Source organism: Vreelandella titanicae, from assembly GCF_014697095.1.
Classification (GTDB): domain Bacteria; phylum Pseudomonadota; class Gammaproteobacteria; order Pseudomonadales; family Halomonadaceae; genus Vreelandella; species Vreelandella titanicae.
This window is the reverse complement of the sequence record NZ_CP059082.1, coordinates 3,462,555-3,487,515: the sequence shown is the minus strand read 5'-3', so window position 1 is coordinate 3,487,515 and position 24,961 is coordinate 3,462,555. Positions and strand designations below refer to the sequence as shown.

The following is a 24,961-nucleotide window of genomic DNA, read 5'->3' as shown; positions in this document are numbered from 1 at the left end:
CGGTCTATACAATAACAGTGGAGTTCGGCATGGCAACGATGACGTTCCTGCTCAATGGTACCCCTCAGCGGTGTAACGTTTCACCCGACGCCAGTATTTTAACGCTACTGCGCGAGCATTTGGCCCTAACGGGCACCAAAGAGGGCTGCGCTTCCGGTGACTGTGGCGCCTGCACCGTGGCGATTGGCGAGTCAACGGCTGGTAGCCAAAAGTTTACCAGCGCTAACGCCTGTATTACGCCCGCTCACCAGCTACAGGGCAGGCACTTGGTCACCGTTGAAGGGTTATCGGAAAAAGGTCTCCTACACCCAGCCCAGGAAGCGATGATCGAATGCCATGGCAGTCAGTGTGGTTTTTGTACGCCAGGTATCGTTATGTCGCTTTTCACCTTGCATAGCGATCTTACTCAACGCCCTACTCCCCTTTTACAAGAACTATCACCTGAACGCCTAGAAGCCGCTCTGGGCGGTAATTTGTGCCGCTGCACCGGCTATCGCCCTATTCGAGATGCGGCGCTGCGTATGAATGATACGCCCTATGAGCGCCCTCAGTGGTTCGACGCGACGCTGCCAGCGCCAGAAAGCGACACTCAGACCGCCGATTCGGCAGGAACTGCGCCATTTTTTGCTCAGCCAGCGTCTTTGGAAGAGCTAACGCAATTGCGTCGCGCAACTCCCCAGGCGCGCTTGGTGGCAGGCGGTACTGATCTTTGGTTGGAGATCACTCAGCGCTTGGCGCCGCTTGATCAGTTGATTGACGTTTCCCGGGTTGCCGAGCTATTGACAGTTGAAGAGGCTACCCATGGACATCAAACCGGCTGGTGGATAGGCGCCGGGGTTACCTATACCCAGCTCGAACCGCTATTTGAAAAGCACTTTCCTGCGTTTGCTCACCTGCTGCACCGGCTTGGCTCCCAGCAAATTCGTAATCGGGGAACGCTGGGTGGCAATATTGCCAATGCCTCACCTATTGGTGATACGCCACCCGTGCTACTTGCCTTGGGAGCTCAGGTGGAACTTGCCAGCACAAACGGCAAGCGTTGCTTAGCGCTGGAGGATTTCTTCCTCGATTACAAAAAGACCGCTTTGGCGGCTGATGAAGTCGTTTCGCGGATTTTCATTCCGCAGCCGGTTGAGGACAGTCAATTACGCGTTTGGAAGTTATCCAAGCGTCGCGAAGATGATATCTCTGCGCTACTCAGTGCCTTTAGCTACCGCATTGAACAAGGCACCTTGCACGATGTACGCATCGCTTTTGGGGGAATGGCCGCTACTCCCAAACGCGCGAAAGCTGCTGAAGCAGCGCTGGAAGGGTGCACCATCAGCGTGGAAGCTTTTCGCGCCGCTCAGCAGGCACTTGATGACGACTTCCAGCCCATGAGTGATGTGCGGGGCAGTCAGCATTATCGCCGGCAAGCTGCCAAGAACCTGCTTGAACGTCTCTATCTTTCTCTCTTAGCGCCCGACCACGAGGTGATGCTCCATGCGTACGCTCACTAAACTGGACGGCGATAGTAGCCGTGCCCGCCGTGAACTACACGACCACATCCAAGGCTCTGGCCCCTTAGCGCGCCATACGGTGGACAGTAATGGCCAGCGACAGGCGGGAAGCGCAAGTTTTCACGAAAGTGCTGAAAAGCACGTCACCGGCAAGGCCGCTTATATTGACGACTTGGTACTCCCCGCAGACGCCCTGCATGTGGCGCTTGGCCTATCGCCCGTCGCCCACGGCACCTTAACGCAGCTTGATTTTAGCAAGGTGAAAGAGGCACCAGGGGTAGTCGATGTGATTACCTTTCATGAAGTGCCAGGGCATACCGATATCGGGCCGGTCTTTCCGGGCGATCCCATTTTTGTCGATCAAGCGATCAGCTACGCAGGCCAATGCCTCTTCGCCGTTGCCGCAACGTCGCTGCAGGCCGCACGTCGTGCCGTCAAGCTAGCCGCCATTAGCATAGACGAGCAACCTGCCAGTTTAGATCCGGTGGCCGCAACGGAGCGTGAGGAGTTTGTGCGCCCGACTCATGTGCAGACCCGTGGTGATTGGCAGCAGGCGCTTGATCAAGCGGAACAGCTGATTGAGGGTGAGCTATTCGTCGGTGGCCAAGAGCACTTCTATCTGGAAGGCCAGGCCTGCGTGGTTCACCCCACCGAGGATGAGGGCGTTGTCGTCCATACCTCCAACCAGCACCCCAGCGAAACCCAGAAGCTGGTGGCGGAGGTGCTCGATATTCCTTTTCATGCTGTGACCGTAGAAGTGCGCCGTATGGGTGGTGGCTTTGGTGGCAAAGAGACTCAGGCCTCCCCCTGGGCGTGTATCGCCGCGATTATTGCCCGCCGCACAGGCAAGACGGTGCGACTCCGCTTACCGCGCAGTGAAGATATGCGCGCCACGGGTAAACGCCACCCTTTCCATAACCGCTACCGACTCGCCATTGATGCTGAGGGCGTTATTCAGGGTGGTGAGATTACGGTGATCGGTGACTGCGGCTACTCGCCGGATCTTTCCGACGCTATCGTTGATCGCGCTATGTTCCACGCCGACAACGCCTACTCGCTGGGGGACGCCCAGGTAGTCGGTCATCGAGCAAAAACCCATACCGCCTCTAATACCGCATTTCGGGGCTTCGGTGGCCCCCAAGGAATGATGATTATCGAAGCGGCCATGGATGATATTGCCCGCCAGATTGGCGAAGACCCACTGACCGTACGTAAGCGCAACTTCTACCGCGATGGCCGCGAGGTGACCCATTACGGCCAGCAGGTCGACCAGCGACAACTCCTGCATACGCTCGTTGAAACCCTCGAAAGCGACAGCGATTACTGGACACGGCGCAAAGCGGTCAGTGACTTCAACGCCACCAGCCCTATCATTAAAAAAGGACTGGCACTTACCCCGGTTAAATTTGGCATTTCGTTTACCGCCCAGCACCTTAATCAGGCGGGTGCTCTTCTGCATGTTTACACTGACGGCAGCGTGATGATCAATCACGGCGGTACCGAGATGGGCCAAGGGCTACATACTAAAATTTGTCAGGTAGTGGCTCGGGAGCTGGGCCTGGATCTGGAGAAGGTACGCATTACCGCTACGCGAACCGATAAAGTCCCCAATACCTCCCCTACCGCTGCCTCTAGCGGTGCTGACTTAAACGGTATGGCCGCGCGGGATGCCGCCAGTAAACTGCGAGAACGCCTATTTGATTTTGCCGCCGAGCACTATTCAGAGGGCTTGGATCGCGAAGGGATGCGCCTGGAAGATGGCATGCTAGTGGCCGGGTTCGGCGAAAGCGAGCGCCGCATACCTTGGGGTGAGTTGGTGCAAACAGCTTACCTCAATCGCATATCGCTATCTGAAAAAGGCTTCTACGCCACACCGCTTATTCACTATGATCGTTCAGTTGGTCAAGGTCGGCCCTTCTACTACTACGCATTTGGCGCGGCAGTGGCAGAAGTAAGCGTGGATACCTTGAGTGGGGAGTATCAGGTCGATCGTGTCGATATCTTGCACGACGTGGGAGACTCACTAAACCCAGCCATTGATATTGGTCAGGTGGAGGGCGGTTTTATTCAAGGAATGGGCTGGTTGACCAGTGAAGAGCTTAAGTGGAACGACAAAGGCGTGCTTGTCAGCGATGGCCCGGCGACCTATAAAATCCCTACCTTTGGCGACCTACCGCCCGTCTTCAATGTCGCGCTAATGGAAGGCCATCCCAATTCGATGGCCAGTCTCTACCGTTCAAAAGCAGTCGGTGAGCCCCCTTTAATGCTCGGCATCAGTGTGTGGTCAGCGCTGCGTGATGCGCTATCCAGCCTTACTGGTTACGCCATCTCTCCTCACTTAGATACACCGGCCACACCAGAGCGGGTCATGCTGGCAGCCAACGCTATCAGGAAGAAAGTGCTGTGAGTTCTAGTCAAAACCCAGAAAGCTGGCATGCGGCGTTACACCGCCTACAGCGCGACGGCATACCGCATGTATTAGCCACTCAGGTAACCAGCGCAGGCTCCACTCCCCGGGAGCCTGGCGCACGCATGGTGATCACCAACGATGCGATCTTCGATACACTAGGTGGCGGTACCTTTGAGTGGCAAACCATTACCGCTGCACGTGCTTGTTTGACAGAAAAACGCTATGGCCTCAGTTTGGAAGCCTTCTCTTTGGGCGGACGAAGCGGCCAGTGCTGTGGTGGGTTCGTTAATATCCTATTGGAAGCCTTTCCAGGCACTACAACGCACATAGCGATCTTTGGTGCAGGGCACGTAGGGCAGCAACTGGTAAAGCTAAGTGCGCCGCTTCCCTGGCAATTACACTGGTACGATAGCCGAAGCGATGCGTTTGCCGAGCAGTACCATCAGCAGCAGCCGCGACTTAGCTGTTATTCACTCCAAGATGCACAGCAAAGTGTTGCCGCCTTACCTGCTGATAGCCACGCACTGGTATTGACGCACAACCATGACGAAGACTATGCGCTGATCAAAGCGCTGATCGCGCGCGATGGCATCGCGTCGATTGGGCTAATTGGTTCTGACAGCAAATGGGCAAGCTTTGAAGGACGCCTTAAGCGCGATGGTTACTCCGCCGATCAAATTGCGCAGGTGCGATGCCCTATCGGCCACATCCACGCCACTAAGCTGAGTAATAAAACGCCCTATGCGATTGCTTTAACGGTGGTGGCTGAACTGCTTTGGCTAACGGACACGCCCTCTTCGCAAGAAAACCGTGGCCTTGACCCCCAGGCAGTGCGAACGCTAATGACCGATTCTCCGACGACCCCGAGTTGATATGACTTCTTCTACCGATACGTTCATTCGTGCTGAATTGATTAGTTTTGCCCGTGACCCTGGCGATGGCAATACACCTGAACCGGGCAGCTTAGAGCATTACGGCGACGGACTGCTCTGGTTGAAAGGCCAGCATATTCATGCCGTCGGCCATTTCACCGAACTCTCACCTTTGCTACCCAAAGGGGCTGACGTTCTTGATTATCGTGACAAGCTGATTATGCCGGGGTTTATCGATACCCATGTGCACTATGTGCAGCTGGATATCATGGCTTCTTATGGCCGCCAACTGCTTGACTGGCTAAACGACTACACCTTTCCTGAAGAGTGTCGCTTTGCTAATCATGTCCATGCTGAAGCGCTGTCTAATGCTTTTTTGGATGAAATGCTACGTGCGGGCACTACCACTGCCCAGGTATTCGGCTCTAGCCACCCCGGCTCCGTAGATGCATTTTTCACCGCCTGCCAAAAACGCCAGCTGCGCATGCTGGTGGGTAAGGTATTGATGGATCGTAATGCGCCAGAGGCGCTGATGGACGGTGCATCTGGCATTGCTGACAGCGAGCGACTGATTGAAGACTGGCACGGCAATGACCGCCTGGGCTATAGCGTCACACCGCGTTTTGCGCCGACTTCAACTAAGACGCAAATGGACGCTGCCGGCGCTCTCTTACGTAATGATCCTAGCCTTTGGTTACAGACCCACTTAGCTGAAAACAGTGGCGAGTTAGACTGGGTAGCCGAACTTTTTCCTGGTAGCCGCGACTACTTGGCTGTGTATGAGGAGGCAGGCTTAGTCGGGCCCCGCAGCACCTTCGCTCATGGTATTCACCTCGATAACGGCATGCGCAAACGCTTGGCGGATCGAGGAGCCAATATTGCCTTTTGCCCCAGCTCCAATCTTTTTCTGGGTAGCGGGTTATTCGACCGCGAAGCAGCCAAACAGACGGGCATGGCATATACGTTTGCCAGCGATATCGGCGCAGGCACTGATTTATCAGGATTTGGAACGCTTAAAGCGGCCTATCAAGTGGGTCAACTAGGCGGACAGCCCCTTACCGCATGGCAGGGCTTTTATGGCTTAACCATGGGTAATGCAAAAGCTCTCTCGTTGGATAGCCACATCGGTCAGTTGGCGCCTACCCTTGAGGCTGACTTTGTGGTGATTGACACCCAGGCAACATCGCTACTCTCTCGACGAATCAATCACTGCACCACGCTTGGTGAGCGGCTGTTTGCACTCATGATGCTGGCGGACGACCGCGCTATTTATGAAACCTGGGCAGGCGGGCAGTGCCAGCATCGAAGGGATGTATAAAAGTGAGGCGTGAGGCGTGAGGCGTGAGGCGTGAGGCGTGAGGCGTGAGGCGGAACAGGATATTCGGGAGATAGCCATTCACCAACGTTTCCTACTCACGATTCACGACTTACCCTTTACTGCCCACCCTTTACCCCTCACACCTCACCATTTTCCCCTCACAACCTCCCCCACACGCAAAAAAATCCCCCAAGGCATCAGCCCTGGGGGATTTTTCATAATAAGTGCCTGACGATGACCTACTCTCGCATGGGGAGACCCCACACTACCATCGGCGCTAAGCGGTTTCACTTCTGAGTTCGGCAAGGGATCAGGTGGTTCACGCGTGCTATGGTCGTCAGGCGTAACTGTTAATGTACATCATGCTGACTCTAGCGTTGCTTGCTAATTGTGTGCGTCTCATCGCCTGTCGCCCTGGCGTTATGTCGCTTGGGCCACACGCTGCGTATCCGGTTTTCATTGACGTCATCATCGCGACCAGACCCCTTGGGTGTTATAGGGTCAAGCCTCACGGGCCATTAGTACACGTTAGCTCAACGCCTTGCAGCGCTTCCACACCGTGCCTATCAACCAGCTGGTCTCGCTGGGCCCTTCAGGAGGCTCTAGGCCTCAGGGATGTCTCATCTTGAAGGGGGCTTCCCGCTTAGATGCTTTCAGCGGTTATCCCGTCCGACCATAGCTACCCGGCAATGCCACTGGCGTGACAACCGGAACACCAGAGGGTCGTCCACTCCGGTCCTCTCGTACTAGGAGCAGCCCTTCTCAAACATCCAACGCCCACGGCAGATAGGGACCGAACTGTCTCACGACGTTCTAAACCCAGCTCGCGTACCACTTTAAATGGCGAACAGCCATACCCTTGGGACCGACTTCAGCCCCAGGATGTGATGAGCCGACATCGAGGTGCCAAACACCGCCGTCGATGTGAACTCTTGGGCGGTATCAGCCTGTTATCCCCGGAGTACCTTTTATCCGTTGAGCGATGGCCCTTCCATACAGAACCACCGGATCACTAGAACCTGCTTTCGCACCTGCTCGACGTGTCTGTCTCGCAGTCAAGCACCCTTATGCTCTTGCACTCATTGCACGATGTCCGACCGTGCTGAGGGTACCTTCGTGCTCCTCCGTTACTCTTTAGGAGGAGACCGCCCCAGTCAAACTACCCACCACACACTGTCCTCGATCCGGATAACGGACCTGAGTGAGAACGCCAATGATGCCAGGCTGGTATTTCAAGGTTGGCTCCCTCCGAACTGGCGTCCAGAGTTCTAAGCCTCCCAGCTATCCTACACAGGCAACATCAGCGTCCAGTGTGAAGCTATAGTAAAGGTTCACGGGGTCTTTCCGTCTAGCCGCGGGTACACCGCATCTTCACGGCGATTTCAATTTCACTGAGTCTCGGGTGGAGACAGCGTGGCCATCATTACGCCATTCGTGCAGGTCGGAACTTACCCGACAAGGAATTTCGCTACCTTAGGACCGTTATAGTTACGGCCGCCGTTTACCGGGGCTTCAATCAAGAGCTTCGCCTTGCGGCTAACACCATCATTTAACCTTCCGGCACCGGGCAGGCGTCACACCCTATACGTCCGCTTGCGCGTTAGCAGAGTGCTGTGTTTTTAATAAACAGTTGCAGCCACCTGGTATCTTCGACCGGTTCGGGCTAGGAGAGCAAGTCTCTTCACCCTACGCCGGCGTGCCTTCTCCCGAAGTTACGGCACCATTTTGCCTAGTTCCTTCACCCGAGTTCTCTCAAGCGCCTTGGGATTCTCACCCTGACCACCTGTGTCGGTTTGGGGTACGGTCGCACATGATCTGAAGCTTAGAGGCTTTTCCTGGAAGCGTGGCATCAGTGACTTCCTGACCGTGGTCAGTTCGTCTCGTGTCTCGGCTTTAAGACCCCGGATTTACCTAAGGTCTCGGCCTACTCACTTTCACCAGGACTACCAACGCCTGGCTCACCTAGCCTTCTTCGTCCCCCCATCGCAACCATGTCCGGTACGGGAATATTGACCCGTTTCCCATCGACTACGCCTTTCGGCCTCGCCTTAGGGGCCGACTCACTCTGCTCCGATTAGCGTCGAACAGAAACCCTTGGTCTTCCGGCGAGGGAGTTTTTCACTCCCTTTATCGTTACTCATGTCAGCATTCGCACTCGTGATACCTCCAGCGAACTTCTCAATTCACCTTCATTGGCTTACACGACGCTCCTCTACCGCGAATTCCTATCGAAATAGAAACTCACCCGTAGCTTCGGTACCTGGTTTAGCCCCGTTACATCTTCCGCGCAGGCCGACTCGACTAGTGAGCTATTACGCTTTCTTTAAAGGATGGCTGCTTCTAAGCCAACCTCCTAGCTGTCTGAGCCTTCCCACATCGTTTCCCACTTAACCAGGATTTCGGGACCTTAGCTGACGGTCTGGGTTGTTTCCCTTTTCACGACGGACGTTAGCACCCGCCGTGTGTCTCCCACGCTCTACTCACCGGTATTCGGAGTTTGCCTCGGGTTGGTAAGTCGGGATGACCCCCTAGCCGAAACAGTGCTCTACCCCCGGCGGTACTACGTGAGGCGCTACCTAAATAGCTTTCGAGGAGAACCAGCTATCTCCGAGCTTGATTAGCCTTTCACTCCGATCCACAAGTCATCCAAATCTTTTTCAACAGATCCTGGTTCGGGCCTCCAATTGATGTTACTCAATCTTCACCCTGCTCATGGATAGATCGCTCGGTTTCGGGTCTATATCCAGCGACTGTGTCGCCCAGTTAAGACTCGGTTTCCCTACGGCTCCCCTATACGGTTAACCTCGCCACTGAATATAAGTCGCTGACCCATTATACAAAAGGTACGCAGTCACAGAACAAGTCTGCTCCTACTGCTTGTACGCACACGGTTTCAGGATCTATTTCACTCCCCTCTCCGGGGTTCTTTTCGCCTTTCCCTCACGGTACTGGTTCACTATCGGTCAGCCAGGAGTATTTAGCCTTGGAGGATGGTCCCCCCGTCTTCAGTCAAGGTTTCTCGTGCCCCGACCTACTCGATTTCACATGATCAGATTTTCGACTACGGGGCTATCACCCGCTACGGCCACGCTTCCCAGCGTGTTCGCCTAATCAGTCTCATGCTTAAGGGCTGGTCCCCGTTCGCTCGCCGCTACTAGGGGAATCTCGGTTGATTTCTTTTCCTCAGGGTACTTAGATGTTTCAGTTCCCCTGGTTCGCCTCGTACACCTATGTATTCAGTGCACGATACTCATCTTATGATGAGTGGGTTTCCCCATTCAGAGATGTCCGGGTCACAGATTGTTGCCACCTCACCGAACCTTATCGCAGGCTACCACGTCTTTCATCGCCTCTGGCTGCCTAGGCATCCACCGTGTGCGCTTCATTGCTTGACCCTATAACCCGAAGGAGTCTGGTATCTCGCAATGATCACGTTTCATTTTGCCGGATACGCTGACGCGTATCACAATTTAAGAAGCACTTCTTACGAAGTGTTCTTGTCAGCATGATATACATTGTTAAAGAGCAGCTGTTCAATGAACAGTGATAAAGCAGTGTGCGATACCTAAAACAACAGCACAGTGACTTATCAGTGGTCACAAAACATTCACAAACGGTATTGAAGGTTAAACAGGGTAGTAACGTAATGGTGGAGCCAAGCGGGATCGAACCGCTGACCTCCTGCGTGCAAGGCAGGCGCTCTCCCAGCTGAGCTATGGCCCCAATACTAAATTCACGCAAATTTCTGTAAGACAAGGCAAAATGCGACGACGTATAGTCTGCTATACGAGGAGCATTTTAACGCAGTATTACAGGAATTTGGTGGGTCTGGGCAGACTTGAACTGCCGACCTCACCCTTATCAGGGGTGCGCTCTAACCAACTGAGCTACAGACCCATTTACTTACTACTCTTACGACCGCGTCGGCTGGCCGACCTCACCCTGCTTTCCATTTAAGGTCAGGGGGTGCGCTCTAACCAACTGAGCTACAGACCCAAGAGGGGATCGTGCTTTTACCGTTTGCTCTATATCTGATCAGGTAATTCATTGTGGACGCTTACCGACTGTGACGCATCGTTTAAGGAGGTGATCCAGCCGCAGGTTCCCCTACGGCTACCTTGTTACGACTTCACCCCAGTCATGAACCACACCGTGGTGATCGCCCTCTTGCGTTAGGCTAACCACTTCTGGTGCAGTCCACTCCCATGGTGTGACGGGCGGTGTGTACAAGGCCCGGGAACGTATTCACCGTGACATTCTGATTCACGATTACTAGCGATTCCGACTTCACGGAGTCGAGTTGCAGACTCCGATCCGGACTGAGACCGGCTTTAAGGGATTCGCTGACTCTCGCGAGCTCGCAGCCCTTTGTACCGGCCATTGTAGCACGTGTGTAGCCCTACCCGTAAGGGCCATGATGACTTGACGTCGTCCCCACCTTCCTCCGGTTTGTCACCGGCAGTCTCCTTAGAGTTCCCGACATTACTCGCTGGCAAATAAGGACAAGGGTTGCGCTCGTTACGGGACTTAACCCAACATTTCACAACACGAGCTGACGACAGCCATGCAGCACCTGTCTTACAGTTCCCGAAGGCACACCAGAATCTCTTCCGGCTTCTGTAGATGTCAAGGGTAGGTAAGGTTCTTCGCGTTGCATCGAATTAAACCACATGCTCCACCGCTTGTGCGGGCCCCCGTCAATTCATTTGAGTTTTAACCTTGCGGCCGTACTCCCCAGGCGGTCGACTTATCGCGTTAACTTCGCCACAAAGTGCTCTAGGCACCCAACGGCTGGTCGACATCGTTTACGGCGTGGACTACCAGGGTATCTAATCCTGTTTGCTACCCACGCTTTCGCACCTCAGTGTCAGTGTCAGTCCAGAAGGCCGCCTTCGCCACTGGTATTCCTCCCGATCTCTACGCATTTCACCGCTACACCGGGAATTCTACCTTCCTCTCCTGCACTCTAGCCTGACAGTTCCGGATGCCGTTCCCAGGTTGAGCCCGGGGCTTTCACAACCGGCTTATCAAGCCACCTACGCGCGCTTTACGCCCAGTAATTCCGATTAACGCTTGCACCCTCCGTATTACCGCGGCTGCTGGCACGGAGTTAGCCGGTGCTTCTTCTGCGAGTGATGTCTTTCCTACCGGGTATTAACCGATAGGCGTTCTTCCTCGCTGAAAGTGCTTTACAACCCGAGGGCCTTCTTCACACACGCGGCATGGCTGGATCAGGGTTGCCCCCATTGTCCAATATTCCCCACTGCTGCCTCCCGTAGGAGTTCGGGCCGTGTCTCAGTCCCGATGTGGCTGATCATCCTCTCAGACCAGCTACGGATCGTTGCCTTGGTAAGCCATTACCTTACCAACTAGCTAATCCGACATAGGCTCATCCAATAGCGGGAGCCGAAGCCCCCTTTCTCCCGTAGGACGTATGCGGTATTAGCCTGGGTTTCCCCAGGTTATCCCCCACTATCGGGCAGATTCCTATGCATTACTCACCCGTCCGCCGCTCGTCAGCGGGTAGCAAGCTACCCCTGTTACCGCTCGACTTGCATGTGTTAGGCCTGCCGCCAGCGTTCAATCTGAGCCATGATCAAACTCTTCAGTTTAAGATCTATGTGATCCTTACATGTCACCCGAAGGCAACAAAAGCGGATCAAACTTGGCTCAAGGTTCAAACGAATTCATTCAAAACAGATATCAAAGGACGAATCCTTTAAAACCTTAATTGCTTGAGTCGCTTGCCTTGATATTTGGTGATTTGTCACCAACATCAGCAAGCGCCCACATGAATTACCTGATCAAATTGTTAAAGAGCTAGTCGATGAGGCCGTGCCCCGTTGACGTGTGCGTATACTACCCGATTCACCGCCAGGGTCAACAGCGATTTGAATATTTATGAGTAAAAACCTAGCACTGCATCTGATTAAAACAGCGCCTAGTCTGTGTGACTAGGCGCTGTAATGCTATACCCCAGCTAAACGAGCGAGAAGTTCTTCGCGTCGGCCTGGGCTAGTAAAGGCTTCCTCAATGGCGTTGCGGGTTATCTGACGAAAAACCGCCTCATCCCAGTCAAACGCATCGGCGCAAGCAATGTGATTGGTCAACATACCGCCACCAAAATAGGCGGGGTCATCCGAACTAATGGTTACTTTGAGCCCTTCAGCCAAAAGCTTGGGCAGCGGATGATCACGCAAATCCTCTACTACCTTTAAGCTGACGTTTGAAAGTGGGCAAACCGTTAGAACAATCTGTTCACTGCGCAAACGCTCAACTAGCACATCACTTTCTAAACAGCGCACCCCGTGATCAATGCGCTGAACATCAAGGATATCCAGGGCTTCTTTAATATAGTCTGCGGGGCCTTCCTCCCCGGCATGGGCCACGCGCACAAGCCCAAGCTGCTTAGCGCGCTTAAACACCTCAACAAATTTTACCGGTGGGTTGTTTTGTTCAGCGCTATCCAGACCGATGGCATCTAGCATTTTCCAATAGGGAGCGGCTTGCTCAAGTACATGCAACGCCTCCTCTGCGGGACGGTCGCGGAGAAAAGCCATAATCATGCCGATAGAGAGGTCGAGGTTATCCTCTGCCTCCTGCTTAGCTTTTAATAGCCCAGCCATTACCACTTCAAGCGGCACACCACGCTGTAGGTGCGCCTGGGGGTCAAAGTGCATGTCGATATGCACAACACCCTCCTCCCGCGCGCGCTTGAAATAATCCATCGCCAGGTCGTAAAAATCTTCCTCGTTACGCAGCACGCTCATGCCCTGAAAATAGAGATTCAGGAACCCCTGCAGATCATTGAAGTGGTAAGCATCTTTGGCTTCTTGAACTGTCGTATAGGGCAGCTCAATCCCATTACGCTGTGCTAGTGCAAACATTAGCTCTGGTTCCAGCGAGCCTTCGATATGCAAATGGAGCTCTACTTTAGGAAGATTGCGTAAAAATTCGTGCATGGAGGGCTCCTGGCTATCTCTTATCAATTAATCAATATCGCTCATTACCGATTCTTTAAGTGCGAACTGGCTAAGTCTACCGGCATCTAAATGCCAGTGGTACTCGACCCCAGGCAATGGGTTCAGTGAACCAACTTGATGGACAAAGAATATAACCGTTCGATTAAGCAGCCATTGATCCAGGGAAGCCGCAAGGTGGTTTGCCGTCACCGCATCAACGCCTGCAAATGGCTCGTCAAGAATCACCACTTGAGGACTGCAAAGCATTAGCCGTGCTAATGCCAAACGCCGACCTTGACCACCCGATAGCTGCTGGCCTTTTTCGCCCACCGACGTGGCTAAGCCTTTCGGCAGTTGCTCAACCCAACCATCCAAGGCAACGGCCTTCAATACCTCCCAGAGGTTTTCATCGCTTGCGGTGGGGTTGGCAATACGCAGGTTCTCAGCAATAGAGGCATCAAACAGATCCACCTGCTGAGTGAGCATAGCAAAGTGATTAGCACGGCTTTCGACCGAGAGCTGCCACACTGGCACGCCACCCACCATCGCCTCACCCTGAGTTGCTTGTAAGCGTCCCATCAACACACTGGCTAAAGACGATTTTCCGGCACCAGAATTGCCGGTAATCACCGCTCGCTTTCCAGCGGGTAGTTGAAAATTAATACACCTTAGCGCGGGCTCTAATGTTTGCGCATAGCGCAGAGAGAGCTGATTAACCTGAACGCTGAGATCAACATCTTCAGGTAGCGTAACAACAGGGGCAGCCGACGATGAATCGCTGGTTAGCGCATTTAACCGACGCACCGCTGCATAGCTAGCGCCCAGCTTGATAAAGCTAGCAGGTAGTGCGATAAACGCCTCATTCACCCCCAGCACTATCAATGCAACCATCACCAAAACAGGGCCCGTGACCAGCTGCTGGCTAAATACCAGGCTAGCGAACCACATAACTGCCACTACCATTAATCCGCTTATGACACTCACCAGGCAGTTTATTAGCGCCGCTTTACGCCCCAAGCGGCGCTGATTGCCGAACGCTTGCTGCTCTTGAGTCGCGATCATCGTCCGGTGCCACTGGGTCGTTTGATAGCTCATCAACTCAGCCGAGGCCTGTACTTGGTCGACCACTAGGCGGCGCAACGACTGCTGGTCAACCACCTGCTGATAGCTTTGCGAAAATCCCCAGGCAGCCGCTAACAAGGTCGCTACCAGCCAGAGCAAGCCCAGCGTCACCGCCATCAGCACGGCAATGCTGGGTAACCAAATAGCCACAAAAAGCGACACAGCCAATACACCAAGCAGCGCCACCAATGGTGGCACCAAGAGTCGCAGATAAAAATTATCCAGGGTGTCGATATCAGCCGTTAAACGGCTCAGCCAGTCGCTGGCACGCTCACCCTGCAAGCGAGCGTCGTCGAAGCGTGTTAAATGGCCGAATACCCGATAACGCAAGTCGGCAAGCAGCGTTAACACCGTATTATGGTTATAGAGACGCTCGACATAGCGCGCGATAGTGCGCGCCAAGGCGAAGAAACGAATGCCACCACCGGGAACATAAACATCGAGCCGCGCAGGAATACCCAGCGCTAAAGCGATACCGGTCAAAGCACTAGCGGTAATAAACCAACCCGACAACCCCAGCAGCGCAAGCCCGGCCATCAGGGTGACCCAAACCAGCAAGGCGCCCACCAAAAAGCGCCTGCGGCGGCGCACTAAGAGCAGCAGCCAAGGGCGGAAGTCACGGTAAATAGCCATCATGAGTCCACCTCTACCAGTTCACCCTGTTCAAAAGCCAGATGGCGTTGAGCGGCGGCGATCACGGCCGGATGGTGGGTCGCTATGACCAGGGTGCGCCCCTCTTGGGCAAGCTCAAGCAAAGCAGCCATCACGAACTGCTCTGTCTCTTGATCTAAACTCGCCGTCGGCTCATCTAACAGCACCAACGGCGCATTGCTAAGATACACTCGCGCGAGGGCAAGGCGTTGAGCTTGGCCACCCGATAACCCTACCCCACGCTCGCCGATTAACGTATCCAGACCCTCGGGTAGCTGAGTTAACAGAGGCCCAAAACCAGCGCGATGGAGTGCGGCAAGCATTTCTCCACGGGAAGCTTCGGGCGCCGCCAACCGTAGGTTATCGATCAAACTGCCGTGCAAGAGACAGGGCTGCTGATCCAGCCAGGCATAGCGGCTACTTTCTTGTCGAAGGTACTTGCCAGCGCTTGGGGCGATAAAGCCCGCGAGCAGCGCTAACAGCGTTGACTTGCCGCTACCGGAGACACCGCTAAGCACCACTACCTCACCCTGCTGAATGGTGAGATCGATAGGGCCTATCACTTGCCCACGGCTAGGATAAGCAACGCAAGCAGCCTTTAACTCAATGGCCGACCTATCTGACCGCGGAGCCATATAGTGATGCCCACTCACCAAACTTGGCTGATTGAGGATATTCACCACGCTCTCGGCGGCACCGAGTGCCGCCGCGCGATCATGGTAATGCTGAGAAAGCGTGCGCAGCGGTTGGAAAAATTCAGGCGCGAGCAGTAACACCGCTAAGCCCGAAAAAAGCGTCAACGATGCTGCCGGCCCGTACTCGATGTAGCCCAGCAGGCCGAAACCGACATACATAGCCACAACCGCAATCGCGACCGAGGAAAAAAACTCCAGCACTGCCGATGAGAGAAAAGCCAACCGAAGGGTACGCATGCTAAGACGTCGATAACCATCCGTGGCATACCAAACATCCTGCTGTGCGGCTGACGTACGGCCAAAAAGCTGCAGTGTGGTCATACCGCGCACACGGTCAATAAAATGCGCTGACAATCGCGATACCGCAACGAACTGGTCGCGATTAAGGCGCTCAGCTCCCATGCCAACCAATGCCATAAAAAGTGGAATAAGCGGTGCAGAAAGCAGCAGGAACAGCGCCACCAGATAATCCAGCCAACCCGCCACCGCCAGAATCAATAGCGGCAAACAGAACGTAATGCGCAGTTGAGGGTAAAAACGCGCGAAATAACCTTCCAGCGCATCTATATGCTCAACCGCCTGATTTGCCAGCGAGCCGCTATGCTGATTGGTAAGCCACACCGGGCCCAAGGCAGACAGTTTATCCAACAGCTGAGCTCTGGCACGCTGTCGAATTCGCAGGCTCGCCTCCAGGCTTAATGTTTCATGCCCCCACTGAAAGGCAGCGCGTAACAGCACACTGCCCACCAGAAGGGAAAATATCGGTAATAGAGAAATGGGTGATCGATGATGCACCACTAGCTGATCAATAAGCCACGCAAGCCCAACCACCACGACTATCGTTTGACTACCTGCCAACACGCCACAAAGCGCTGAACCAAGTAGACGTTTACGCTCTCCCTTAGCCAACGCTTGCAGCCAACTGCGCGGCGTAAGAGAAAGCGTGTCTTCAGTTACCATGAATCAGTGGTATCCCTCGCCTACACGTACCTTGCCGCGGAACACCCAATAGGTCCAGGCGGTATAGGTCAATATAATCGGGATAACGAATACCATACCTACCAGCAGGAACAGCTGTGACTCCGGCGAAGAAGCCGCATCCCACAGCGTATAATCCGGCGGCACGATCACCGGCCATTTACTGACGATCAGGCCTAAATAGGTGAAGACATAAATGCCGATAGTGGCCAGGAAAGGCACCCCTTCACGCCGTTTTTGCACCGAACGGAAAACCACAAAAGCGCAAGCCAAGGCAGCAAATGGGAAAACCCAAATCAGTTGAATATTGCCGAACCAGCGCTCCCAGACCAAAGGATTCACAAACGGCGTCCAGAGGCTAATCACCGCAAAAACAAACAGCACCAGTGCCAGCAGCAGTGGAGTGATTTTATAGGCCCAATCCTGCACATGCCCCTCTGATTTCAGTATTAGCCAAGTTGCCCCTAACAGCGCGTAGCCTGCCATCAAGCCAAGCCCCGTTAGCACCGAGAAAGGCGTTAGCCAGTCAAAGGCACCGCCCACATAGGCAAAATCTTCAACCGGAAAGCCCTGGATATAGGCCCCTACCACGGCACCTTGCGCAAAGGCGGCAACCGCCGACCCCCAGCAAAAAGCGCGGTTCCACCAGCGGCGGTTACGGCGAGATTTAAAGCGAAACTCAAAGGCTACGCCACGGAAGATCAAGCCTGCTAACATTAAGAAAACGCCGATGTAAAGCGCAGGCAAGAACACCGAGTAGACCAGTGGGAAAGCGCCTAATAGCCCAGCCCCGCCGAGCACTAGCCATGTTTCATTGCCGTCCCAAATTGGCGCCACCGAATTCATCATCACATCCCGGGCATCTTCATCGGGAGCAAAGGGGTAGAGAATACCCAACCCCAAATCAAACCCATCCATAAGCACATACATCATGATGCCGAAACCGATGATGAAGGCCCAAACTAACGTTAGATCAAACATTTCCATGTCTAGCTCCTCACCGGGTCAACGTCATCATCAAAAGGTGTATGCGCCGCCGACATAGGCCGCATGGGGCGCTTGAAGTTCTCGTCGGTGGTTTCGCGTTCCTCTTCCGGCAGCATGCCGTTACGCACCACACGGGTGAGGTAATAAATGCCCGCGTAAAACACCACGCCGTAGACCAAGGCATAGCCAATCAGCGTAAACAGCGCCATAGGGCCGGTGAGCGACGGGGTTAAGCCCTCGGCATGGGTCATCATGCCGTACACCAACCAAGGAGAACGGCCTGACTCTGTGACGATCCAGCCCGCCAAAACAGCCACAAACGGCATGGGAATCATTGCCGTCAGGCCTTTTAAGAATAGACGTTTGTCATAGATACGCCCTTTGCGGCGCAACACCAGCCCCGTCAGCGCCACCGCAATCATTAGCAGACCAATCCCTACCATAACTCGGAAGCCCCAGAAGACGATCAGCACTGGCGGCTGCTCTTCAGGCGCCGCTTCATTAATCCCCGGCACCTCCCCATCAACAGAGTGAGTCAAGATAATGCTGGCCAAGTTCGGAATAGCCAGCTCAAAGTGGTTGGTTTGTGCTTCCTGATCAGGAATGGCAAACAGCAGCAGCGGCACATTGCCAGAGGTTTCCCAGTGCCCTTCCATGGCAGCCACTTTAGTCGGCTGGTGCTCCAGGGTGTTTATGCCATGAAAATCGCCGATGACGGCCTGAGTCGGTGCCAAAAAAAGCAGCAGCCAGAGGCACATAGAGAGAGCTCGGCGATTCGCTTCCGGGTCTCGATCGCGCAACAGAAACCAAGCACTCACCCCAGCGACAACGAAGCCACCGGTCAAGAATGAGGCAACGGCCATATGCATAAAGCGGTAAGGAAACGACGGATTAAAGATCGCCTCGCTCCAGGAGGTCACGTGGAAGCGGAAGTCAACTAACTCTACGCCCGCAGGGGTATGCAACCAGCTGTTAGCGGATAGAATCCAGAAAGAAGAAATAAAGGTGCCCACCGCCACCATAATGGCAGCAAATAAATGAACCCCTTGAGGCACCTTACCGCGGCCGAATAGCAGGACGCCCAGGAAGGCTGCCTCTAAGAAGAACGCGGTGACAACTTCATAGCTGAGCATGGGGCCGAGGAAATTCGAAGAGGCCTGGGAAAAGTTGCTCCAGTTAGTGCCAAACTGGAATGACATAACGATGCCTGACACCACCCCCATCCCAAAGACAACGGCAAACACCTTTGTCCAGAATAGCGAGAGGCGATCCCATGCAGGGTTCTTCGTTGTGAAGAACAGACCATGGAGCAGCGCAATATAAGACGCTAGACCAATCGTAAATACGGGGAAGATAGCGTGAAACGACACAACGAATGCAAATTGCAATCGCGATAAAACCAGCGGATCAAGTTCCATTTCACTCTCCTAAGACCTAATCGATATCCCATCAATGGGCTAACACAAGCTTAGTTGAGCCTTTATGGCAGTGCACTTTTAGTTATAAGCACTAAGCTTATTTCTTTACGCTAGTTTTTTACACTACTATTCCTGCGTTACTTTGCTTCACGCAACTTAGCTTCCGTCACTAGCGCCCCTCTTGGACAGCCATTGTATTACAGTAGCCGGATGTCCAAGATGGGTCGCATTGACGCACCAATTACCCTTGCGGTGCGGTATGGCAAAGTAGGCACTATCGCGACATAATAACGACGCTGACCATATAGCTGGTGTACGCGACAAACAGCGCCAGCAGAATCCCCCCCTCCAAGCGATTAATGCGCCGCGGACGACCACGCCAAGAAAACGCAAACAGGATCATCAGCAGCGTCATACCGGTCATCACGCTCCAGTCGCGCACGAGCACCTCTCGCCCTGCCTCAATCGGCGCAATGACACCGGCGAGGCCGACCACCGCCAAGCTATTAAACAGGTTAGACCCAACCACGTTGCCTAGCACCATATCGTGCTCTTTTCGACGCAGGGCAGTAATCGAGGAAGCAAGCTCAGGGAGCGACGTCCCGATGGCGACTACGGTCAAACCAATAATCAAATCGCTCACACCAAAGCGCAGTGCAATTTCAACGGCTCCCCACACCAGAAGCCGCGAACTAGCGATAAGCAGCACCAACCCCACCAACGTCCACATGATGGCTTTACCGCGAGACATCGGCTTGCTATCCAGGGTTTCAGCGACCTCAGACACCAGCGCATCGTCGGACTGATTGCGAGAACGCAGAATGCTCACAACGATAAAGACAACCAATGCCAGCAACAGGCCAACGGCCTCCCAACGCGCGACGAATCCATCCAGCAGCATTAGGCCCGTTGCTAACATGACCAGCATCAATATCGGCATCTCTTTACGGATAACGCTAGAGTGCACCGACAGTGGTGCAACAAGGGCTACCAAGCCGAGAATTAAACCGATATTGGCAATATTTGAGCCATAAGCATTCCCCACCGCCAAACCTGGATTTCCATCCAGCGCCGCCAGCACGGATACCATCATTTCCGGCGCCGAAGTACCAAACCCAATCACCAGCATACCGATCAATAGGGGTGACAAACCAAGCCAACGAGAGGTTGCCGCCGCGCCGTCGATAAATTTCTCGGCGCTCCAAACCAGTAAGATCAATCCAACTACAACTGCTAATGTGGGAAGCAACATTTCATTTCCTTCATGACATAATGATCGGTACTGTTTTATAGGTTGTGCTTCTGAGCAACACTTCATTGCAACGGCAGTAAGATGCTATTACTAGCAATGCCTGCCACTATATGGCGACACTAGCACGTAAACCTGACGCGGAAGTACGCGGCCAATCAGGTCGAATCTAACTGTTCGCCATTGCGCCGCAGCATCGTTGTCTAAACTAACCCATTGGTCAAGCGGCCAGACTATGTTTTTAAACATTATTTCAGTGACATAGACTTGCTAAAATGCGTGTTTGACATGCTTAATCCGCCACATCCTAGTAGTTTTGCTAGGGGTTCGCACTGAGAGTTTTGGTTTTTGCGCCCACAAAAATTGATTAAGCGCCGTCCACTGCCCGTCAACGCCCCCATTGTTGACAGCTTGCCGCCTGAGGTTAGAACTCAGCGACGGCGTTTGCGTGCCTGCCACGAATGCGATTGGGTATCCGCGCTACCGCCGTTAAATTCTGGCGAGAAAGCAAGCTGTCCACGCTGCTCACACGTGTTGGTTAAGCGCCATCGCTACCCCGCTCAGCGCAGTATGGCCCTGGCCATCGCCTCGCTTGTCGCACTAATGCTGGCAGTGTCGTTTCCGTTTATTAGCTTTACGGTCAGCGGAGTAAGCAACCGCATCGAGCTGACCCAGACCGCCACCACACTGATTGGCTTTCACCAACCCGTGGTGGCTATCGCCGTCATTATGACCATAGTGGTGCTGCCAGCCGTGTATTTGCTTGGCGTTCTTTGGCTTCAATTTGGACTACTTCGCGATCGCCCCCTGCCGTTTAGTCGCGATATTGCACGCTCACTGGCGCATTTAACGCCGTGGATGATGGCCGATGTCTTTATTATTGGCGCCTTGGTAAGCCTGATAAAAATAGCGGGCCTGGCCGATGTGGAAATAGGTATCTCCTTCTGGGCGTTTTGTGCATTTGCGCTGCTGCTGTTGATGACAAGCCAGTCCCTGGATGCCGATTGGATGTGGTTCTCGCTTGAGGGAGAACCACTGGCTCCCGAAGGTACCCGGACAGGCCTACCCGCTGGTGAACAAGGGCTGACCGGCTGCCCAACCTGCGGACTGATTAACCGCCTATCGCCCCAGGGCCATGGGCATTGCATTCGCTGCCATGAAAAGCTTCATCAGCGGCTTCCTAACAGCTTGCAACGCACCTGGGCACTGCTGGGCGCCTCTGCCATTATGTATATTCCAGCCAATATCTACCCCATTATGACTACTACTAGCCTAGGCAACTCCTCGCCTTCGACGATTATTGGTGGCGTTGTTCAACTGATCCAGATGGGCTCCTGGCCGATCGCAGCGGTTATCTTTATCGCCAGTGTTATCGTACCTGTAGGTAAACTCGTTGCGCTAACTTGGCTTTGTTTGGTGGTTAAGCGTAGCAGTGCGCTCAACGCTCAAAGTCGCACGCGGCTGTATCGTCTAACAGAATTTATTGGTCGCTGGTCAATGGTCGATGTCTTCGTGGTGGCTATCTTAGTGGCACTGATTCGCGCTGGCTCCCTGATGTCAATTACGCCAGGCCCTGCGTCGCTCGCCTTCGGCGCCGTGGTTGTGTTAACCATGCTTGCAGCAATGACCTTTGACCCGCGCTTAATTTGGGATACCCCTCTTCCACATCGTCACCCTCTTCTTCGCCGTAAAGCGGCCACCAAGGAACCTGTTGATGGCTAACGAAACAGAATCGTCAAACACTGACCCGATTAACGATCAGGAGCTAAATAAGGCCAAAATATCGCACCAGACCAGATTATCGCCCATTTGGGTGGTACCGATCGTCGCGATTGCTATTGGGTTATGGCTGGTTTACGACAATTACGCTAGTCGTGGAACCCAGGTGACGCTGACCATGGAGAGTGCTGAGGGCATTGAGGCGGGCAATACGCTGATTCGCAGCCGTAATGTTGAAGTAGGCCGCGTACAAAGCGTGCGCCTGTCTGACGACCTTTCCCATGCAGTGCTGACCGCTCGTATTCAGCCGGAAGTGGAGGACCTTCTGCGCGAAGATACCCGCTTTTGGGTGGTTAAACCGCGCATTGGCCGTGAAGGCATTAGTGGGTTGGGTACCGTGCTCTCTGGCGCTTATATACAGCTTGAGCCAGGCACAGAGGAAGCACCACGGCGAGAATTCCCCGTTAGCGATATCCCCCCTGTTGCACCCGCTGGCCAAGCGGGACTGCGTCTTAGCTTGACGAGCCAGTTAGGTAACTCACTACGCGTCGGTGACCCGGTCTCCTATCAGGGCTACACAGTGGGACGCATCGAAGAAAATAGTTTCGAGCCTGAGTCACGCACCATGCAACATCAGCTATTTATTGAGGAGCCATATACAGACTTAGTCACCGACAGCACTCGCTTCTGGACCTCTAGTGGTGTCGATTTCCGCTTAGACGCCGACGGCGTTCGGGTTAACGTTGAGTCATTGGAAGCGCTGCTGGGTGGCGGCGTTACTTTCGGCGTGCCCGAAGATCTGCCCATGGGTCAGCCGGTTGAAGCCAACACACGGTTCACTCTCTACGCTGATGAGGATGCCGCTCGGGAAGGAACCTTTAATCGTTATTTGGAGTATGTACTGCTGGTCGATGAAACGGTACGCGGACTCTCCAAAGGCGCACCGGTAGAGTTTCGCGGGGTACGCATGGGCACCGTTGCCGCCGTACCCTGGAACTTTACCGCTCCGCAGCCCGACTCACGGGCACGCTTTGCCATCCCCGTACTGATCAGAGTCGAACCTCAGCGCCTAGGGATCGAAAATAGCGATATTAACCTGGAAGAGTGGAAGGCGAGATTCCAACGCATGTTCGGCCTCGGACTACGCGCCTCGCTAAAAAGTGGCAGCCTGTTAACGGGCGCTCTGTTTGTAGACTTGAACTTCCACCGCGACCTTGCCGATGAGTATGTCGCCGAGCGCTTCTCAGATCGAGATGTCTTCCCCACCGTAGCAGGCGGCTTTGCTCAGATACAGGCCCAGGTAACCGATCTACTTGAGAAACTAAACGCCCTTGAGGTTGAACCGCTGTTAACCGGTTTGGATAGTAACCTTCAAGCTTCTGAGAGCATGCTGAATGAGGTTCGCGACGTGAGCGCCTCTCTTAATCAATTGCTCAATGATCCTGAAACCCAGGCTGTGGGCGGCAACCTCAACGCAACCCTGGAGGAATTGCGCAGCACGCTACAGGGGCTATCGCCGTCATCGCCGGCCTATCAAGAGCTGACAACCGCCATTGAGCGACTGGATCGCTTGATGCGTGACCTGCAGCCTTTGACTCGCACGCTCAACGACAATCCCAGAGCACTGTTGTTTGATAATCTGGATGCTCAAGACCCCATACCGCGTGCGCCACGTGATTAAGGAGCGAACGATGTTTACATGGATGAGATATTCACTGCTGCTGATCTGCTTGTTGCTATCCGCCTGCGCCAGCAGTGTCACGCCCCCCGCTCGCTATATGCTGCCAAGCGACCCATTGGCTAGCACACCCCGCCAGCCCGAGGGTACGCTTATAGTGAGCGCACCACGGCTAGCCCACTACCTGGATGTCGACGGCATTGTGATGCAGCTAGACGACATTACACTGAATGCCGCTCGGGAACACCAGTGGGCAGAAGGCTTAGGCAGGCAATTAGAGCGGAGAGTGCGCGCCAATCTATCCAAAGCGTTGCCAACACTTAGGGTTATGCGTGGTGAAGGTGATCAATCCAACGCCCTCACCCTGCGCCTGAACGTAGATCAATTCCAGGGCCGCTTTGATGGTATCGCCGTGGCTAGCGGCCAATGGCAATTGCTAAACGATGCCGGCGAGCTGTTAGAGATGGAAACTTTCTATGCCGAAACGCCTCTTTCAGAAGATGGCTATCCCGCCCTGGTGCGTGCATTAAGTGATAGCTGGGATCAAGCTGCCGAACTTATCGCCACTAAAATACGTCAGGGCGATTATTTTGATTAATCAGTCCTTTTCTAAACTGAGTTTGCTGCACTACGCTTAATGCTAACCCTCTCAGGGATGTCAATATGCCAGCTGAACCAAGCCAGACCACAGGTCTGCCCGCTGAACAACTACGCGATGCCATTAACGCCCTAATGCATACCGCAACGGCACTGCTTGAGGGCGAACCGACTCAAGGAGTCCTCGAGACGGCTTTAAATAGCCACGATGCCCTGCGCGATCAGTTAGCAGCCCAGGCTCACGATGCCACAACGCTAGCCGCGCTTCAGCGCATTGAGCAGTTTATTACTATTCAAGCTGGGCACTATTATCAAATGGCTAGCGTCGATTTTGATGAACAGCAAAACAGTCGTTTTATCACCCTCTTTGCGCGACAACTACTGGGGCTCGACGGCATAGGACCAGCCACGGCCCGCCAACTGTTTCAACTTGGTGTTTTCACCCCTGAGCACTTTTTTACATTAGCCCCCAAGGAAGTGGCCCAGCTTGATTTGCCTGCGGCTACTTTAGCGCGGTTAATCCCACTGCATGCCCAGGCCCCATCGCCGGAACGATTCAGCGAAACAAGCTGAGGCCCTATAACCGTGTTACACTACTCGGCTTATTACTGACACGTAGTTTTCTGGTGTGTCCGTGCACACCAGGATGATAGTGCTGCTTGGCGCTATAACCTTCACGTCTCCTGTCACGGTCATCCACGGCTACCCAACGACCATCGCGGCACACTGAATTATCTGGCACACTTCGCTGCCGCGAAGGTGAATCAACCTCGCTTTTTGAACATTACATCTAGTGATAACAGCCA

14 protein-coding genes, 2 tRNA genes and 3 rRNA genes are annotated in these 24,961 nt (G+C 54.0%); 8 read left to right on the top strand and 11 right to left on the bottom strand.

The annotated features are described in order from the left end of the window. Positions 1–29: 29 nt before the first annotated feature. The 4 genes from xdhA to guaD are packed head-to-tail and all read left to right on the top strand — an operon-like array spanning position 30 to position 6,099. Positions 30–1,499 (top strand): xanthine dehydrogenase small subunit, encoded by a 1,470-nt coding sequence (gene xdhA, locus HZS52_RS16060; protein WP_190373154.1) that lies wholly within the window; start codon positions 30–32, stop codon positions 1,497–1,499. Beyond that, positions 1,483–3,906: a xanthine dehydrogenase molybdopterin binding subunit gene (gene xdhB / locus HZS52_RS16055; RefSeq protein WP_039859807.1), complete on the top strand. Its 2,424-nt coding sequence runs from the start codon at positions 1,483–1,485 to the stop codon at positions 3,904–3,906. Before xdhA ends, xdhB begins: the two co-directional genes overlap by 17 nt. After that, a complete protein-coding gene (gene xdhC / locus HZS52_RS16050) occupies positions 3,903–4,781 on the top strand; it encodes a xanthine dehydrogenase accessory protein XdhC (protein ID WP_190373153.1) in 879 nt (292 codons plus the stop codon). The genes xdhB and xdhC overlap by 4 nt, the downstream gene beginning before the upstream one ends. A 1-nt stretch (position 4,782) precedes the next feature. Then, positions 4,783–6,099 carry a guanine deaminase gene (gene guaD, locus HZS52_RS16045; protein ID WP_027959593.1) on the top strand — a complete coding sequence of 439 codons (1,317 nt, stop codon included), beginning with the start codon at positions 4,783–4,785 and terminating at the stop codon, positions 6,097–6,099. Between the two features lie 226 nt (positions 6,100–6,325). On the opposite strand, the gene rrf is transcribed toward guaD, so the two are convergent. From rrf to HZS52_RS15990, 11 genes are all read right to left on the bottom strand, one after another. Continuing rightward, positions 6,326–6,441 (bottom strand): 5S ribosomal RNA (rrf, locus tag HZS52_RS16040). A gap of 155 nt (positions 6,442–6,596) precedes the next feature. After that, positions 6,597–9,494 (bottom strand): 23S ribosomal RNA (locus HZS52_RS16035). A gap of 252 nt (positions 9,495–9,746) precedes the next feature. Next, positions 9,747–9,822, bottom strand: a tRNA-Ala gene (locus HZS52_RS16030). Positions 9,823–9,919: 97 nt separating this feature from the next. Then, positions 9,920–9,996, bottom strand: a tRNA-Ile gene (locus HZS52_RS16025). 182 nt (positions 9,997–10,178) lie between these two features. Next, positions 10,179–11,711, bottom strand: a 16S ribosomal RNA gene (locus tag HZS52_RS16020). The 16S, 23S and 5S rRNA genes sit together here with 2 tRNA genes alongside, the layout of an rRNA operon. A gap of 357 nt (positions 11,712–12,068) precedes the next feature. Next, a complete protein-coding gene (locus tag HZS52_RS16015) occupies positions 12,069–13,061 on the bottom strand; it encodes an adenosine deaminase (RefSeq protein ID WP_027957439.1) in 993 nt (330 codons plus the stop codon). A gap of 27 nt (positions 13,062–13,088) precedes the next feature. Next, the gene (cydC, locus tag HZS52_RS16010) at positions 13,089–14,819 is read right to left on the bottom strand and encodes a thiol reductant ABC exporter subunit CydC (RefSeq protein ID WP_009286905.1); all 1,731 of its coding nucleotides are present in this window, start codon (positions 14,817–14,819) and stop codon (positions 13,089–13,091) included. Continuing rightward, a complete protein-coding gene (cydD, locus tag HZS52_RS16005) occupies positions 14,816–16,489 on the bottom strand; it encodes a thiol reductant ABC exporter subunit CydD (protein ID WP_009286906.1) in 1,674 nt (557 codons plus the stop codon). The genes cydC and cydD overlap by 4 nt, the downstream gene beginning before the upstream one ends. Before the next feature lie 3 nt (positions 16,490–16,492). Beyond that, on the bottom strand, positions 16,493–17,494 hold the full coding sequence (cydB, locus tag HZS52_RS16000) for a cytochrome d ubiquinol oxidase subunit II (protein ID WP_009286907.1): 1,002 nt from the start codon (positions 17,492–17,494) through the stop codon (positions 16,493–16,495). A 2-nt stretch (positions 17,495–17,496) separates the two neighbouring features. Then, on the bottom strand, positions 17,497–18,912 hold the full coding sequence (locus tag HZS52_RS15995) for a cytochrome ubiquinol oxidase subunit I (RefSeq protein ID WP_009286908.1): 1,416 nt from the start codon (positions 18,910–18,912) through the stop codon (positions 17,497–17,499). A gap of 274 nt (positions 18,913–19,186) precedes the next feature. Continuing rightward, positions 19,187–20,164 carry a calcium/sodium antiporter gene (locus HZS52_RS15990; protein WP_027957440.1) on the bottom strand — a complete coding sequence of 326 codons (978 nt, stop codon included), beginning with the start codon at positions 20,162–20,164 and terminating at the stop codon, positions 19,187–19,189. A 345-nt stretch (positions 20,165–20,509) separates the two neighbouring features. Between HZS52_RS15990 and HZS52_RS15985 the strand changes: the two genes are divergently transcribed. The 4 genes from HZS52_RS15985 to HZS52_RS15970 all read left to right on the top strand — a co-directional run bounded on the left by HZS52_RS15985 (position 20,510) and on the right by HZS52_RS15970 (position 24,728). Continuing rightward, positions 20,510–21,883 carry a paraquat-inducible protein A gene (locus HZS52_RS15985; RefSeq protein ID WP_009286909.1) on the top strand — a complete coding sequence of 458 codons (1,374 nt, stop codon included), beginning with the start codon at positions 20,510–20,512 and terminating at the stop codon, positions 21,881–21,883. Next, complete coding sequence (gene pqiB, locus HZS52_RS15980) at positions 21,876–23,561, top strand: intermembrane transport protein PqiB (RefSeq protein WP_039859017.1); 1,686 nt, start codon at positions 21,876–21,878, stop codon at positions 23,559–23,561. The genes HZS52_RS15985 and pqiB overlap by 8 nt, the downstream gene beginning before the upstream one ends. 10 nt (positions 23,562–23,571) lie before the next feature. Further along, a complete protein-coding gene (locus HZS52_RS15975) occupies positions 23,572–24,156 on the top strand; it encodes a PqiC family protein (RefSeq protein ID WP_039859019.1) in 585 nt (194 codons plus the stop codon). 65 nt (positions 24,157–24,221) lie between these two features. Continuing rightward, positions 24,222–24,728 (top strand): helix-hairpin-helix domain-containing protein, encoded by a 507-nt coding sequence (locus HZS52_RS15970; protein WP_190373152.1) that lies wholly within the window; start codon positions 24,222–24,224, stop codon positions 24,726–24,728. The last annotated feature ends 233 nt before the right edge of the window (positions 24,729–24,961 follow it).

Coding starts and splice junctions, on each gene's coding strand:
- xdhA (WP_190373154.1), top strand. CDS start 30: ATGGCAACGATGACGTTCCTGCTCAATGGTACCCCTCAGCGGTGTAAC.
- xdhB (WP_039859807.1), top strand. CDS start 1,483: ATGCGTACGCTCACTAAACTGGACGGCGATAGTAGCCGTGCCCGCCGT.
- guaD (WP_027959593.1), top strand. CDS start 4,783: ATGACTTCTTCTACCGATACGTTCATTCGTGCTGAATTGATTAGTTTT.
- HZS52_RS16015 (WP_027957439.1), bottom strand. CDS start 13,061: ATGCACGAATTTTTACGCAATCTTCCTAAAGTAGAGCTCCATTTGCAT.
- cydC (WP_009286905.1), bottom strand. CDS start 14,819: ATGATGGCTATTTACCGTGACTTCCGCCCTTGGCTGCTGCTCTTAGTG.
- cydD (WP_009286906.1), bottom strand. CDS start 16,489: ATGGTAACTGAAGACACGCTTTCTCTTACGCCGCGCAGTTGGCTGCAA.
- cydB (WP_009286907.1), bottom strand. CDS start 17,494: ATGGAAATGTTTGATCTAACGTTAGTTTGGGCCTTCATCATCGGTTTC.
- HZS52_RS15995 (WP_009286908.1), bottom strand. CDS start 18,912: ATGGAACTTGATCCGCTGGTTTTATCGCGATTGCAATTTGCATTCGTT.
- HZS52_RS15990 (WP_027957440.1), bottom strand. CDS start 20,164: ATGTTGCTTCCCACATTAGCAGTTGTAGTTGGATTGATCTTACTGGTT.
- pqiB (WP_039859017.1), top strand. CDS start 21,876: ATGGCTAACGAAACAGAATCGTCAAACACTGACCCGATTAACGATCAG.
- HZS52_RS15975 (WP_039859019.1), top strand. CDS start 23,572: ATGTTTACATGGATGAGATATTCACTGCTGCTGATCTGCTTGTTGCTA.
- HZS52_RS15970 (WP_190373152.1), top strand. CDS start 24,222: ATGCCAGCTGAACCAAGCCAGACCACAGGTCTGCCCGCTGAACAACTA.